The organism is Kitasatospora sp. NPDC048545 (assembly GCF_040651155.1).
In the GTDB taxonomy this organism is placed as follows: Bacteria; Actinomycetota; Actinomycetes; order Streptomycetales; family Streptomycetaceae; genus Kitasatospora.
This window is the reverse complement of the sequence record NZ_JBEZIQ010000010.1, coordinates 96,067-109,682: the sequence shown is the minus strand read 5'-3', so window position 1 is coordinate 109,682 and position 13,616 is coordinate 96,067. Positions and strand designations below refer to the sequence as shown.

14 protein-coding genes are annotated in these 13,616 nt (G+C 72.3%); 3 read left to right on the top strand and 11 right to left on the bottom strand.

What is annotated here, in order from left to right; all coding sequences use genetic code 11:
* Positions 1-5: 5 nt before the first annotated feature.
* The 4 genes from AB0D10_RS12510 to AB0D10_RS12495 all read right to left on the bottom strand — a co-directional run bounded on the left by AB0D10_RS12510 (position 6) and on the right by AB0D10_RS12495 (position 4,799).
* The gene (locus AB0D10_RS12510; protein WP_360254715.1) at positions 6-1,133 is read right to left on the bottom strand and encodes a GuaB3 family IMP dehydrogenase-related protein; all 1,128 of its coding nucleotides are present in this window, start codon (positions 1,131-1,133) and stop codon (positions 6-8) included.
* Between the two features lie 205 nt (positions 1,134-1,338).
* On the bottom strand, positions 1,339-2,841 hold the full coding sequence (gene guaB, locus AB0D10_RS12505; protein ID WP_360254713.1) for an IMP dehydrogenase: 1,503 nt from the start codon (positions 2,839-2,841) through the stop codon (positions 1,339-1,341).
* A 288-nt stretch (positions 2,842-3,129) separates the two neighbouring features.
* Entirely contained in the window at positions 3,130-3,687 is a 558-nt protein-coding gene (gene shbA, locus AB0D10_RS12500; RefSeq protein ID WP_196948785.1) for an RNA polymerase sigma factor ShbA, read from the bottom strand.
* A 500-nt stretch (positions 3,688-4,187) separates the two neighbouring features.
* On the bottom strand, positions 4,188-4,799 hold the full coding sequence (locus AB0D10_RS12495) for a response regulator transcription factor (RefSeq protein ID WP_014136228.1): 612 nt from the start codon (positions 4,797-4,799) through the stop codon (positions 4,188-4,190).
* 562 nt (positions 4,800-5,361) lie between these two features.
* Here AB0D10_RS12495 and AB0D10_RS12490 point away from each other — a divergent pair.
* Entirely contained in the window at positions 5,362-5,688 is a 327-nt protein-coding gene (locus AB0D10_RS12490) for a WhiB family transcriptional regulator (RefSeq protein ID WP_030055868.1), read from the top strand.
* Between the two features lie 100 nt (positions 5,689-5,788).
* Here AB0D10_RS12490 and AB0D10_RS12485 read toward each other — a convergent pair whose 3' ends face one another.
* The 3 genes from AB0D10_RS12485 to groES all read right to left on the bottom strand — a co-directional run bounded on the left by AB0D10_RS12485 (position 5,789) and on the right by groES (position 9,002).
* Positions 5,789-6,787 carry a LysR family transcriptional regulator gene (locus AB0D10_RS12485; protein WP_360254710.1) on the bottom strand — a complete coding sequence of 333 codons (999 nt, stop codon included), beginning with the start codon at positions 6,785-6,787 and terminating at the stop codon, positions 5,789-5,791.
* Positions 6,788-6,932: 145 nt separating this feature from the next.
* The gene (groL, locus tag AB0D10_RS12480) at positions 6,933-8,561 is read right to left on the bottom strand and encodes a chaperonin GroEL (RefSeq protein WP_360209031.1); all 1,629 of its coding nucleotides are present in this window, start codon (positions 8,559-8,561) and stop codon (positions 6,933-6,935) included.
* A 135-nt stretch (positions 8,562-8,696) separates the two neighbouring features.
* Entirely contained in the window at positions 8,697-9,002 is a 306-nt protein-coding gene (gene groES / locus AB0D10_RS12475; RefSeq protein WP_014136232.1) for a co-chaperone GroES, read from the bottom strand.
* Positions 9,003-9,250: 248 nt separating this feature from the next.
* On the opposite strand from groES, the gene AB0D10_RS12470 reads away from it, so the two are divergent.
* Both AB0D10_RS12470 and AB0D10_RS12465 read left to right on the top strand, forming a co-directional pair.
* Entirely contained in the window at positions 9,251-9,574 is a 324-nt protein-coding gene (locus AB0D10_RS12470; protein ID WP_360254708.1) for a hypothetical protein, read from the top strand.
* A gap of 17 nt (positions 9,575-9,591) precedes the next feature.
* Positions 9,592-10,764, top strand: coding sequence for a class I SAM-dependent methyltransferase (locus AB0D10_RS12465; protein WP_360254706.1), 1,173 nt, complete (start codon positions 9,592-9,594; stop codon positions 10,762-10,764).
* A gap of 12 nt (positions 10,765-10,776) precedes the next feature.
* Here AB0D10_RS12465 and AB0D10_RS12460 read toward each other — a convergent pair whose 3' ends face one another.
* The 4 genes from AB0D10_RS12460 to rimI all read right to left on the bottom strand — a co-directional run bounded on the left by AB0D10_RS12460 (position 10,777) and on the right by rimI (position 13,601).
* Positions 10,777-11,676 carry a polysaccharide deacetylase family protein gene (locus AB0D10_RS12460; protein WP_360254704.1) on the bottom strand — a complete coding sequence of 300 codons (900 nt, stop codon included), beginning with the start codon at positions 11,674-11,676 and terminating at the stop codon, positions 10,777-10,779.
* Between the two features lie 74 nt (positions 11,677-11,750).
* A complete protein-coding gene (locus AB0D10_RS12455; RefSeq protein WP_360254702.1) occupies positions 11,751-12,017 on the bottom strand; it encodes a hypothetical protein in 267 nt (88 codons plus the stop codon).
* Positions 12,014-13,120 (bottom strand): tRNA (adenosine(37)-N6)-threonylcarbamoyltransferase complex transferase subunit TsaD, encoded by a 1,107-nt coding sequence (tsaD, locus tag AB0D10_RS12450; protein WP_360254700.1) that lies wholly within the window; start codon positions 13,118-13,120, stop codon positions 12,014-12,016. The genes AB0D10_RS12455 and tsaD overlap by 4 nt, the downstream gene beginning before the upstream one ends.
* Entirely contained in the window at positions 13,113-13,601 is a 489-nt protein-coding gene (rimI, locus tag AB0D10_RS12445; protein WP_360254837.1) for a ribosomal protein S18-alanine N-acetyltransferase, read from the bottom strand. Before rimI ends, tsaD begins: the two co-directional genes overlap by 8 nt.
* Positions 13,602-13,616 lie beyond the last annotated feature (15 nt).

The window sequence follows — 13,616 nt, the reverse complement described above, 5'->3', positions numbered from 1 at the left end:
ACGGCTCAGCGGTGGTCGAGCGCCGGGTTGACCGTCACCTCGACCCGCTGGAACTCCTTGAGCTCCGTGTAGCCGGTGGTGGCCATCGCGCGGCGCAGCGCACCGAACAGGTTCATGGTGCCGTCCGGGGTGTGCGACGGACCGGTGAGGATCTCCTCGGTGGTGCCGACCGTGCCGAGGTCCACCCGCTTGCCGCGCGGCAGCTCCTCGTGGACGGCCTCCATGCCCCAGTGGAAGCCCTTGCCCGGGGCGTCGGTGGCGCGGGCCAGCGCGGCACCGATCATCACCGCGTCGGCGCCGCAGGCGACGGCCTTCGGGATGTCGCCGCTGTAGCCGACGCCGCCGTCCGCGATCACGTGCACGTAGCGGCCGCCGGACTCGTCCATGTAGTCGCGGCGGGCGGCCGCGACGTCGGCGACGGCGGTGGCCATCGGCACCTGGATGCCGAGCACGTTGCGGGTGGTGTGGGCGGCGCCGCCGCCGAAGCCGACCAGCACGCCGGCCGCGCCGGTCCGCATCAGGTGCAGGGCCGCGGTGTACGTGGCGCAGCCGCCGACGATCACCGGGACGTCCAGCTCGTAGATGAACTGCTTCAGGTTGAGCGGCTCGGCGGCGCTGGAGACGTGCTCGGCCGACACAGTGGTGCCGCGGATGACGAAGACGTCGACCCCGGCGTCCACGACGGCCTTGGAGAACTCGGCGGTGCGCTGCGGCGAGAGCGCGGCGGCGGTGACCACGCCGGAGTCGCGGACCTCCTGGATGCGCTGCTTGATCAGCTCGGCGCGGATGGGCGCGGCGTAGATCTCCTGCAGCCGGCGGGTCGCGGTGGCCTCGTCGGTGATCGCGGCGATCTCGTCGAGCAGCGGCTGCGGGTCCTCGTAGCGGGTCCAGAGGCCTTCCAGGTTCAGCACGCCCAGGCCGCCGAGGCGGCCGATGGCGATGGCCTGCTGCGGGGAGACCACGCTGTCCATCGGGGCGGCGAGGAACGGCAGCTCGAAGCGGTAGGCGTCGATCTGCCAGGCGATAGAGACCTCCTTCGGGTCCCGGGTACGGCGGCTGGGGACGACGGCGATGTCGTCGAAGGCGTACGCCCTGCGGCCGCGCTTGCCTCGCCCGATCTCGATCTCAGTCACTTCGAGCCCTTCTGCTTTGTTGCTGTGCCCGCCGGGTCACCCCGGCCGCACCCCAGTATCCCGTACTACCGGCGGCACCGCCCCGACGGCCCGCTCCCCGGACCCGCGGCAGGGCCGGACAGGCGGAAGGGGTCGAACACGGCGAGGGGCCCGCCGCCGCGGGTGCAGCGACGGGCCCCTCGGTCGTCCGAGCCGGGCGGACCGGTCAGCGGGCGGAGTAGTTCGGCGCCTCGACCGTCATCTGGATGTCGTGCGGGTGGCTCTCCTTGAGGCCCGCCGAGGTGATCCGGACGAAGCGGCCCTTGCTCTCCATCTCGGCGATGGTGGCGGCGCCGACGTAGCCCATGGTCTGGCGCAGGCCGCCGATGAGCTGGTGCAGCACGGCGGACAGCGGGCCGCGGTACTGCACCTGGCCCTCGATGCCCTCGGGGACGAGCTTGTCGTCCGAGGCCACCTCGGCCTGGAAGTAGCGGTCCTTGGAGTACGAGCGGCCCTGGCCGCGGGACTGCATGGCGCCCAGCGAGCCCATGCCGCGGTAGGACTTGAACTGCTTGCCGTTGATGAACAGCAGCTCGCCCGGGGACTCCTCGCAGCCGGCCAGCAGCGAGCCGAGCATCACGGTGTCGGCACCGGCGGCCAGCGCCTTGCCGATGTCGCCCGAGTACTGCAGGCCGCCGTCGCCGATGACCGGCACGCCGGCCGCCTGGCAGGCCTGGGCGGCCTCGTAGATGGCGGTGATCTGCGGGACGCCGATGCCGGCGACCACGCGGGTGGTGCAGATCGAGCCGGGGCCGACGCCGACCTTGACGCCGTCCACGCCGGCGTCGATCAGCGCCTGGGCGCCGTCACGGGTGGCGACGTTGCCGCCGACCACGTCGACCCCGACGGCCGACTTGATCTTCGCGATCCAGGCCAGAGCGTTGTGGCTGTGGCCGTGCGAGGTGTCGACCACCAGGAAGTCCGCACCGGCCTCGACCAGGGCCTGGGCCCGGTCGAACGCCTCGGCGCTGGCACCGACGGCGGCGCCGACCAGCAGACGGCCCTCGGCGTCCTTGGCGGCGTTCGGGTACTGCTCGGCCTTGACGAAGTCCTTGACGGTGATCAGGCCCTTGATCCGGCCCTCGTCGTCGACCAGCGGCAGCTTCTCGATCTTGTGGCGGCGCAGCAGCGCCATCGCGTCCACACCGGAGATGCCGACCTTGCCGGTGATCAGCGGCATCGGGGTCATGATCTCGCGGACCTGGCGGCTGCGGTCCGACTCGAAGGCCATGTCGCGGTTGGTGACGATGCCGAGCAGCTTGCCGGCCTCGTCGGCGATCGGGACGCCGGAGATGCGGAACTTGGCGCACAGCGCGTCGGCCTCGGCCAGCGTGGTCTCGGGGCCGACCGTGATCGGGTCGGTGACCATGCCGGACTCGGAGCGCTTCACCAGGTCGACCTGGTTGGCCTGGTCCTCGACCGAGAGGTTGCGGTGCAGCACGCCGACGCCGCCCTGGCGCGCCATCGCGATGGCCATCCGCGCCTCGGTGACCTTGTCCATGGCCGCGGAGAGCAGCGGGATGTTGACGCGGACGTTCCGGGAGACCCGCGAGGAGGTGTCCACCGAGTTCGGCAGCACCTCGGAGGCCCCGGGCAGCAGCAGGACGTCATCGAACGTGAGCCCGAGCATGGCGAACTTCTCGGGTACGCCTGCGGCGTTGTAAGACATTTGGGGGGTACCTTCCGTGGCCGGCCTTATCCGCTCACGCCCTGAGGGTGGGGGCGCAGTCATCGCTCACTCGCGCAGACCGCCGAAGCCGGGTGCAATGGGAGGATCCTCCAAGGGGACCCAGCGCGCACCCGTGAAACTTTGGCAACCCGCCCAGGCGCCGATACCCCATGGTACTGGCACCGCGAATGTGTCCTCGTGTGCCCTTGACAACAACCCCGCCGGGTCGCCACATTCCGCCGCGCCGCGGAACCCGGCCGACGGCGGGGCCGACCGGAGCGGCCGGGATCAGGAGGACTCCTCCGCGAGCGCCCGCAGCCGGCTGAGCGCCCGGTGCTGGGCCACCCGGACCGCGCCGGGCGACATCCCGAGCACCTCGCCGGTCTCCTCCGCGGACAGCCCGGCGGCCACCCGCAGCAGCACCAGCTCGCGCTGACGGGCCGGCAGGTTGGAGAGCAGTTCCTTGGCCCAGGCCGCGTCGCTGCTCAGCAGCGCCTGCTCCTCCGGTCCGAGCGCCTCGTCCGGCACCTCCGGCAGGTCGTCCTGCGGGACGACGGTCGAGCCGGGCCCGCGCATCGCGGCCCGCTGCAGGTCGGCGATCTTGTGCGCGGCGATGCCGTACACGAAGGCCTCGAACGGCCGCCCCTGGTCCTTGTACCGCGGCAGCGCGCAGAGCACCGCGACGCAGACCTCCTGGGCGACGTCGTCCACGTGGTGCCGGGCCCCGCCGGGCAGCCGGACCAGCTTGGCGCGGCAGTACCGCAGGGCCAGCGGGTGGACGTAGGCGAGCAGGGCGTCGATCGCCGGGCCCTCGCCGCGCACCGCGGCCGCGACGAGTTCGCCCATCAGTGGGGAGCCGCCCGTGCCGAGCACCGGCGGGCGGCCCGGTCCGGCCCCGACACCGGAACCGCCGGGAGCGACGGAATCGGCGTACGACGGATCGTGGCCCGGACCGGAGGGCTCGGCCTCCACCGGGTCCGCCTGGCCGGCCGCACCGGCGACGTCGTCGCGCATCGGTCCATGGTGCCTGGTCGAGCGGGAAAACGCGGCACCGCGTCCGGAGTTGTGCACCGGAACGTTATGCGCTGCCGCACCGTGGGGCGTTCCGCGCACCACCGGCCCCTCCTGCACCGTGCCGCCTCCCGCCCCGCCGTCGGTGGTTCCGTCCGTCGCGCCGTCCGCCGAGTGTCCTGCGGCTGCGTCGTTCGCCGCAGTGCCTGTCCGCTGGTCCCCGAGGTGCTCCACTCCTCCATGGTGCAACCTCGGGACCGTAACGTCACACGCTTGTGCGACACCCGCTCCGGGGATCGCCGACGGCGCGCCGCGCCCGGCGGCGCGGCCGGTGGTCAGCGGACCAGGCCCCAGCGGAAGCCCAGCGCCACCGCGTGCGCACGGTCCGAGGCCCCGAGCTTCTTGAACAGCCGTCGGGCGTGGGTCTTGACCGTGTCCTCGGACAGGAACAGCTCGCGCCCGATCTCGGCGTTGCTGCGGCCGTGGCTCATGCCCTCCAGCACCTGGATCTCACGCGCCGTCAACGTCGGCGCGGCCCCCATGTCGGGGCTGCGCAGCCGGCGCGGGGCGAGCCGCCAGGTCGGGTCGGCGAGGGCCTGGGTGACGGTGGCCCGCAGTTCGGCGCGGGAGGCGTCCTTGTGCAGGTACCCGCGGGCACCCGCGGCCACCGCGAGCGCGACGCCGTCGAGGTCCTCGGCGACGGTGAGCATGATGATCCGCGCGCCCGGGTCGGCGGACAGCAGCCGCCGGACCGTCTCGACCCCGCCGAGGCCGGGCATCCGGACGTCCATCAGAACGAGATCGGAGCGGTCGGCCACCCAGCGGCGGAGGACCTCCTCCCCGTTCGTCGCGGTGGTGACCCGGTCCACACCGGGTACGGTCGCGACCGCGCGGCGAAGCGCCTCGCGGGCGAGCGGGGAATCGTCGCAAACGAGAACGGAAGTCATGACCGTCGTCCTCCGCAGCTGATCCGCGTCACGTTGAGCCTCCTGGCTGGTACGAACCTCTCCGACACGGCCGATCGGCGACAGACTCCGTGCTGATCGCCCCAACTTGCCCGCGATCGTTCCCGACGTCCGGCGCCCGCTAACCGCCTCCGCACTTCCAACGACCGTCACTCGAATGAGTTACGGCCTTCAGAGCCATCTCCACCACTGTACGTGGCCAACCCATTACCGATCAGCCGCATCGCGGTGCACACGCCGCACTTTTCCGCAGCTCGCGCGCGGTGGGCGTGCGACCCGCACACCGATTCGGTGCGTCGCGCGCCCGTCGGCCACCCGATTGCCACGCCCGCGCCCGCCGAGGACCCTTGCCCACTTTGCCCGTTTTTATAGCTTTCGTATGGTCATTGACTGTTGTGCCAGTGTGTGGGTGACTTGTCCATGGAGTTGCCTTAAGTCATATTTCCAGGTGTCCACACCAGTGCATCGAAGCCCCGCCGTGCCGCTCGGCAGCAGCCCGCCGAACGCCCGGCCGACGGCCGACAGCCTCTGAAGGGAATGAGCCATGGCAGATTTCTCCCGCCTCCCCGGTCCCAACGCGGACCTCTGGGACTGGCAGCTCTCCGCAGCCTGCCGTGGCGTGGACAGCTCGCTCTTCTTCCACCCCGAGGGCGAGCGAGGGGCCGCGCGCAGTTCGCGCGAGGCCAGCGCCAAGGAGGTCTGCATGCGCTGCCCGGTGATCGCCGAGTGCGCGGCGCACGCACTGGCGGTCCGCGAGCCGTACGGGGTCTGGGGCGGGATGACCGAGGACGAGCGCGAGGAGATGCTGGGGCGCTCGCGGCACCGGCTGGTGGAGGTCCCGCTGACCCCGCCGGCGGTCGCGCAGCACTAGACCCGCCTCCACGACGCGCCGTGAAGAAACGTTTCTGCGCGGCGCCACAGCCCCGTCGCGGCCGATCCGGTCCCCCGCCGCCGAGCCCCGTCACCCACCGTCAGCGGGCGGCCGCCGTCCCCGCCAGCCGCTCCAGCATCAGGGCCACGGCCGGCACCTCGGCCAGGTCCGCCAGGGTCAGCGCGACCACCTGGCGCACCGCCGGCGCCCCCGAGGCCGTCCGTACCGGCACCGTCGACACGCCGTCAGGACGCACCGACTGCAGCGCCAGCCGGGGCAGCACTGCCACCCCCAGCCCGGCCGCCACCAGGCCGACCACCGCCGGGTAGTCGTCGGTCGCGAAGTCGATCCGGGGCTCGAAGCCCGCCCCCGCGCAGAGCTCCACCAGGTGACCCCGACACTGCGGGCAGCCCGCGATCCACTGCTCCCCCGCCAGCTCGCCCAGCCCCACCGGCCCGCCCCGCCCGGCCAGCGGGTGGGCGGCCGGCAGCAGGCCCACCAGCGGGTCGTCCAGCAGCGGCGTGACCACCAGATCGGACCAGTCCGTTCCGGCGGTCAGCTGCTGGGCCTCCAGATTCGCCTCGGCCCGCGCCTCCCGCGGCGTGCCGTGCGCGGGCGCCGGCAGCAAAGCGGCACCGTCGGACTGCGGGTAGCGGAAGGCCAGCGCGATCTCGCACTCACCGCCGCGCAGCATCGCCAGCGACTCCGGCGGCTCCGCCTCGACCAGCGACACGCGCACCCCCGGATGGCTGTCCCGCAGGCGGGCGACGGCGGGCGGCACCAGGGTGGAACTCGCGGTCGGGAAGGACACCAGCCGCACCCGGCCGGCCCGCAGCCCGGCGATCGCGGCCACCTCCTCCTCGGCGGCGGAGAGCCCGGCCAGGATCCCGGTGGCATGCTTGAGCAGGACCCGCCCGGCCTCGCTGAGCTGCATCCCGCGGCCCGAGCGGACCACCAGCGGGGTGTCCACGGACTTCTCCAGCGCCTTCATCTGCTGGCTGATGGCGGGCTGGGTGCACCCCAGCTCGCGGGCGGCGGCGGAGAAGGAGCCGGTGCGGGCGACGGCACGCAGGACGCGCAGATGGCGGGCCTCGATCATGCCTTAGTTATAAGGCAATCTTTGCGTTCTGCAAAATTCTACTGATAGTTGAAGGGTCGACGGTTGCAGCAACCGCGACGGCCGGAGGCCCGGCCCGCCACCCCTCGCGGGGTGCGGACCGGGCCTCCGGTCAGTGGCTCGGGCCTCAGTGCGAGTGGCCGTGACCGCCGTGGGAGTGACCGTTGTCGGCCTCCTCCTCCTTCTTCTCCACCACGAGGGTCTCGGTGGTGAGCAGCAGGGAGGCGATCGAGGCCGCGTTCTCCAGGGCGGAGCGGGTGACCTTGACCGGGTCGATGACGCCGGCCTTCAGCAGGTCGCCGTACTCGCCGGTGGCCGCGTTGTAGCCGTGGCCGGTCTCCAGCTCGGCGACCTTGTGGGTGATGACGTAGCCCTCGAGGCCGGCGTTCTGGGCGATCCAGCGCAGCGGCTCGTGCAGCGCCTTGCGGACGACCGCGACACCGGTCGCCTCGTCGCCCGACAGGCCCAGGCCGTCCTCCAGCACCTTGGCGGCGTGGACCAGGGAGGCGCCACCGCCGGCGACGATGCCCTCCTCGACCGCGGCGCGGGTCGCCGAGATGGCGTCCTCCAGGCGGTGCTTGCGCTCCTTCAGCTCCACCTCGGTGGCGGCGCCGACCTTGATGACGCAGACGCCGCCGGCCAGCTTGGCCAGGCGCTCCTGCAGCTTCTCGCGGTCCCAGTCGGAGTCGGTGGCGGCGATCTCACCCTTGATCTGGGCGACGCGGCCGGCCACGGCCTCGGCGTCACCGGCACCGTCGACGACGGTGGTCTCGTCCTTGGTGATGGTCACGCGGCGGGCGGTGCCCAGCACGTCCAGGCCGACCTGGTCGAGCTTGAGGCCGACCTCCTCGGAGATGACCGTGCCGCCGGTCAGGGTGGCCAGGTCGCCGAGGATCGCCTTGCGGCGGTCGCCGAAGCCCGGGGCCTTGACGGCGACGGCGTTGAAGGTGCCGCGGATCTTGTTCACGACCAGGGTCGACAGCGCCTCGCCGTCGACGTCCTCGGCGATGATCAGCAGCGGCTTGGAGGCACCGCCCTGCAGGATCTTCTCCAGCAGCGGCAGCAGCTCCTGGATGGAGGAGATCTTGCCCTGGTTGATCAGGATGTAGGGGTCCTCCAGGACCGCTTCCTGACGCTCCGCGTCGGTGACGAAGTACGGCGACAGGTAGCCCTTGTCGAACTGCATGCCCTCGGTGAAGTCCAGCTCCACGCCGAAGGTGTTCGACTCCTCGACGGTGATGACACCGTCCTTGCCGACCTTGTCGATCGCCTCGGCGATCAGCTCGCCGACCTGGGTGTCCTGCGCGGAGAGGGACGCGACGGCGGCGACGTCGTCCTTGCCCTCGATCTCGCGGGCGACGGACAGCAGGTGCTCGGAGACGGCGGCGACGGCCTTGTCGATGCCCTTCTTCAGGGCGGCCGGGCCGGCACCGGCGGCGACGTTGCGCAGACCCTCGTTGACCAGGGCCTGAGCCAGCACGGTGGCGGTGGTGGTGCCGTCACCCGCGACGTCGTTGGTCTTGGTGGCGACCTCCTTGACGAGCTGCGCGCCAAGGTTCTCGTACGGGTCGTCCAGCTCGACCTCACGGGCGATGGTGACACCGTCGTTGGTGATGGTCGGGGCGCCGAACTTCTTGTCGATGACGACGTTGCGGCCCTTGGGGCCGATGGTCACCTTGACGGTGTCGGCCAGCTTGTTGACACCGCGCTCCAGCGAGCGGCGGGCGTCCTCGTCGAACTGCAGGATCTTCGCCATGTTCCCTATTCCCTCGGGGCTGCGGCCGGCCCACCGGCCGCCGAACTACGTGAACCAACAACCACGCCCCGGGCCCCTGTCACTTGGGACACGGATCCGGGGCGGGTCGGAACGACTTACTTCTCGATGCTGCGTTTACTTCTCGATGATGGCGAGAACGTCACGAGCCGAGAGGACGAGGTACTCCTCGCCCTGGTACTTCACCTCGGTGCCGCCGTACTTCGAGTACAGGACGATGTCACCGACGGCGACGTCGAGCGGCAGACGCTGGCCGTCCTCGAAGCGGCCCGGGCCGACGGCCAGGACGACGCCCTCCTGGGGCTTCTCCTTGGCGGTGTCCGGGATAACCAGGCCGGAGGCCGTGGTGGTCTCGGCGTCGAGCGGCTGGACCACGATGCGGTCCTCGAGCGGCTTGATGGCAACCTTGCTGCTGGTGGTCACGTCCGAGCTCCCCTTCGGAGATTACGGGGTTTTCTAACGGGTAGGGCGAGCCTGCGAGCCTGCCGTCGCGGGGGTCAGGCACGCGTCTTCGCGTTAGCACTCCCCCGGTGGGGAGTGCCAAGGACGACCATAGGCCCGTGTTAGCACTCAGTCAACCAGAGTGCCAACGACGCGCCCCGGAAGATCCTGACGACGGATGAGTACCCGTACTCATGTGCGCCCGTGACCGGGGTCGACACACTCGTGCCATGCCCGACACCCCGGTTCGCATCGGCCCGGCCCGCACCGCCGACGTCCTGTGGTCCGCAGTCCTCCTGCCGGTCCTCGGGGCGATCCCGGCGCTCGCGTACCTCGTGACCGTCGCGATCGTCTTCGCCTGCGTGGACGGCGGGAAGGGCGTGGAGGTGGTCGCCCTGCTGGGCGTGCTCGTCGGCGTGGCGGTCAGCCTCGGGGTGCCGCTGTCCGTCGCGTTCCGCACCCGGCGCGCCGGTTACCGGGTCCTGCCGGTCGTCGCCGCCGTCTCCCCGTTCCTGGTGCCGGGCTGGGCCGTGGCGGGCTTCCCCGGCGCCTGACCCGCGAGAATGGCACCGTGGACACCGAGAACCTCCAGCCCCTGCTGACGCCCGAGGGCCAGGCCCTGCTCGCCGAGCTGCGCGAGTTCACCCCCGAGGAGGAGCTGGCGCTGGCCACCCGCTTGCGGCGGGGGCACCCGGCGGAGCTGGTGTCGGCGGCCTTCGGGCAGGCACGGCTGCGGCAGCGGGCGCGGGCGAAGTTCGGGGCGGACGCCGACCTGATGTACTTCACGCCCAACGGGGTCGAGCAGTCCACCCGGCGCAGCGTGGCCGAGTGGCGGGCCCGGCGGTTCGCCGACCTGGGCGTCCGGCGGCTGGCGGACCTGTGCTGCGGCATCGGCGGGGACGTGCTGGCGCTGGCCCGCGCGGGCATCGAGGTGCTGGCCGTCGACAAGGACCCGGCGGCCTGCGCCGCCACCGCCGCGAACGCCGCCGCGCTCGGCCTGTCCGAGCTGGTCGAGGTGCGCTGCGCGGACGTCGCCGAGGTGGACGTCACCGGGTACGACGCGGTGTTCACCGACCCGGCCCGACGGACCGCGCGCGGCCGGGTGTTCGACCCGGAAGCGTACGCCCCGCCGCTCTCCTGGGCGATCGAGGCCGGCCGGCGGACCCCGATCGGCGCGCTGAAGGTCGCGCCCGGCATCCCGCACGAGGCCGTCCCGGCGGACGCCGAGGCCGAGTGGGTCTCCGACCACGGCGACGTCAAGGAGGCGGTGCTCTGGTTCGGCACCGGGGCCACCCGCCCGCACCGCGCCACCCTGCTCCCGCAGGGCGCCAGCCTGACCGGCGGCGACCTGCCCGACCCGTCGGCCGGCCCGGTCGGGCGCTACCTGTACGAGCCGGACGGCGCGGTGATCCGGGCCCACCTGGTGGCCGAGGTGGCCGGGCAGGTCGGCGGCCGGCTGATCGACCCGAAGATCGCCTACGTGACCTCGGACGAACTGGTCGCCACCCCGTACGCGCACGCCTTCGAGCTCACCGACGTGCTGCCCTTCCACATCAAGAAGCTGAAGGCGCTGCTGCGCGAGCGCGCGGTCGGCACGGTGGTGATCAAGAAGCGCGGGATGGCGATCACCCCGGAGGAGCTGCGCCGCCAGCTCAAGCCCTCCGGGCCGAACACCGTCACGGTGATCCTCAGCCGCACCGACCACGGCCCGCTGATGATGCTGGGGCAGCCGGTCCGGGCCTAGGGCCAGGGGCCGTCAGGAGGCGGGGGCCTGGATGTAGTCCTCCAGCCGGGCCACCGAGAAGCCCTGCTCCTGGATCCGGGCCAGCAGGTCGCCGAACATCTGGGTCATCGTGGCGCCCTTGAGTTCCTTGGGGCCGCGGAAGTGCGCCAGGATGATGTCGCCGGGCTTCAGCTTCTTGTCCGCCGCCTGGTACTGCATGTCGTGGATCTGCATCGACTCCCGCCACAGCACGATCGCGCGCGGCCCGCACTGCTGCACCGAGGTGTTGAGCGTCGGGGTGTTGGCGCCGTCGCCGAAGGGCGGGCGGAACAGCAGCGGGGCGGTGCCGTACTGCTGGGTGAGCGCCGACTGGTCGTCGCAGACCTCGGACTTCTGCTTGTCCGGGGACAGCTTGCTCATCACCGGGTGGTCCACGGTGTGGTTCTGGATGTGGTTGCCCAGCGCCTGGAGCGGCTTGAAGTAGCCGTAGTCGTTCTTGACGATGTCCTTGGTCAGGAACATCGAGATCGGCACCTTGAGGTCGGTCAGCATCTCGACGAACTTCGGGTCCTTCTCGGCGCCGTCGTCGATGGTGATGAAGACCACCTTGTCGGTCGTCTTCACGTCGCTGAAGACCGGCACCGGGCCGGTCCGTTCGAGCTTGACGGGCTTGTCCGCGGGCGGTGCCGGGGCGGGCGGGAGCGGGGTGAGGTTCCACTTCGCCCAGGCCGCCGCGCCGGCGCCGGCCGGGGTGGCGCCCGGGGTGGTCGGGGCGGCCCCGGCCCCGGTCGCCTGGGGCGCGGCCGACGCCGCCGTGCCGGTGGCGGGGGCGGCGCCGCCCCCGCCGTTGTCGCCGCACGCGGTGGCGAAGGCCAGCAGGGCCAGGGCCCCCGCCGCGTACGTCCTGGTCCTGCTCCGACCGTCCCTGCTCACCGCACCGCACTCCCGGTTCCCGTTCAGCTTTCTATCAGCTGATTCACGGTAGCGGCCGGGGTCGTGGTTCCCGTTCAGGCCTGTTCGACGTGTTCGCTGGTGAAGGACCAGCGGTGCACCGGGCGGCCGAGCAGTTCGGCCGGCGGGTCGGCGACCGGCTGCGGTTCGCCGCTCCACCAGGCGATCAGCAGCACCCGCCCGCCCGGGGCGGAGAACAGTTCGAGGCGTTCCAGCCCGGCCGCGCCGCGGAGCGCGGGCAGCGCCGTTCCCCGTGCCCAGGCGGCGAGTTCGGCCCCGCGGCCGTCCGCCGCCCGGGCCTCCCACATCGCGGCGACGGTCATCCGGCGCCGCCGCCGAGGGCGTCGTAGGCCTGGCCGTGGACGTCCCCGTGCGCGATGCCCGCGGCCGGGACGTGGACCTCGGTCACCGGCAGCGAGGAGTCGGCGGACAGGTCGAAGGCGGACGGCGCGCGGTCACGCCAGACCATCTCGGCGCCCAGCGCCGCGACCATCGCACCGTTGTCGGTGCACAGGCCCGGCCGGGGCACCCGCAGCCGGATGCCGGCCCGGTCGCAGCGCTGCTGGGCCATCTCGCGCAGCCGGGAGTTGGCCGCGACGCCGCCGCCGATCATCAGGTGGTCGACGCCGTTGGCCCTGCACGCCTTGACGGCCTTGCGGGTGAGCACGTCGGTGACGGCCTCCTGGAAGGACGCCGCCACGTCGGCGATCGGCACCTCCTCGCCGGCCCGGCGCTTGGCCTCCACCCAGCGGGCGACGGCGGTCTTCAGCCCGGAGAAGGAGAAGTCGTACTCGGGGTCGTTCCGGCCGCTCAGGCCGCGCGGGAAGGCGATCGCCTTGGGGTCGCCCTCGCGGGCCGTCCGGTCGACCACCGGGCCACCGGGGAAGCCCAGGCCGAGCACCCGGGCGACCTTGTCGAAGGCCTCGCCGGCCGCGTCGTCGATGGTCGCGCCGAGCGGGCGGACGTCGGTGGTGATGTCCTCGCTGAGCAGCAGCGAGGAGTGCCCGCCGGAGACCAGCAGGGCCATCGTCGGCGAGGGCAGCCGGCCGTGCTCCAGCTGGTCGACGCAGATGTGCGAGGCGAGGTGGTTGACCCCGTACAGCGGCTTGTCCAGCGCCCAGGCGTACGCCTTCGCGGCGCTGACGCCGACCAGCAGCGCGCCGGCCAGGCCGGGGCCGGCGGTGACCGCGATGCCGTCCAGGTCGCTCGCCTTGATCCCGGCGGTGTCCAGGGCGCGCTGGATGGTCGGGACCATCGCCTCCAGGTGGGCGCGGCTGGCGATCTCCGGGACGACGCCGCCGAAGCGGGCGTGGTCGTTGACGCTGGAGGCGACCGCGTCGGCCAGCAGCGTGGTGCCGCGCACGATGCCGACGCCGGTCTCGTCGCAGGAGGTCTCGATGCCGAGGACGAGCGGTTCGTCAGCCATGGGGGGTGTCCTCAATGTCCTTCGGGTCGGTGCTGTCGGTGCTGGGGTGGTCGAGGCGCATCACCAGCGCGTCGACGTTGGCGGGCTGGTAGTAGCCGCGCCGGATGCCCACCGGTTCGAAGCCGTGGCGCTCGTACAGCCGCTGGGCGCGCGGGTTGTCCACCCGCACCTCCAGCAGCAGTTCGGCGCAGCCGCGCCGAGCGGACTCCCGGATCAGGTCGGTGAGCAGGGCCGTGCCGAGGCCGGCGCCCTGGTGGCGGTCGTCGACGGCGATGGTCTGGACATCGCCCTCGCCGGCGATCGCCATCAGCCCGGCGTATCCGACGACCGTGCCGTCGGCGGCGGTGGCGACGGTGTAGTGGCGGGTGCCGCCGGCGTGGGCCTCGGCCAGTTCGGACCAGAACATCCCGGTGGACCAGGCGTCCTCGGGGAAGAGCCGCTGCTCCAGCTCCATCACCGGCGCGATGTCCCACCAGCGCATCGGGCGCAGGGTGGT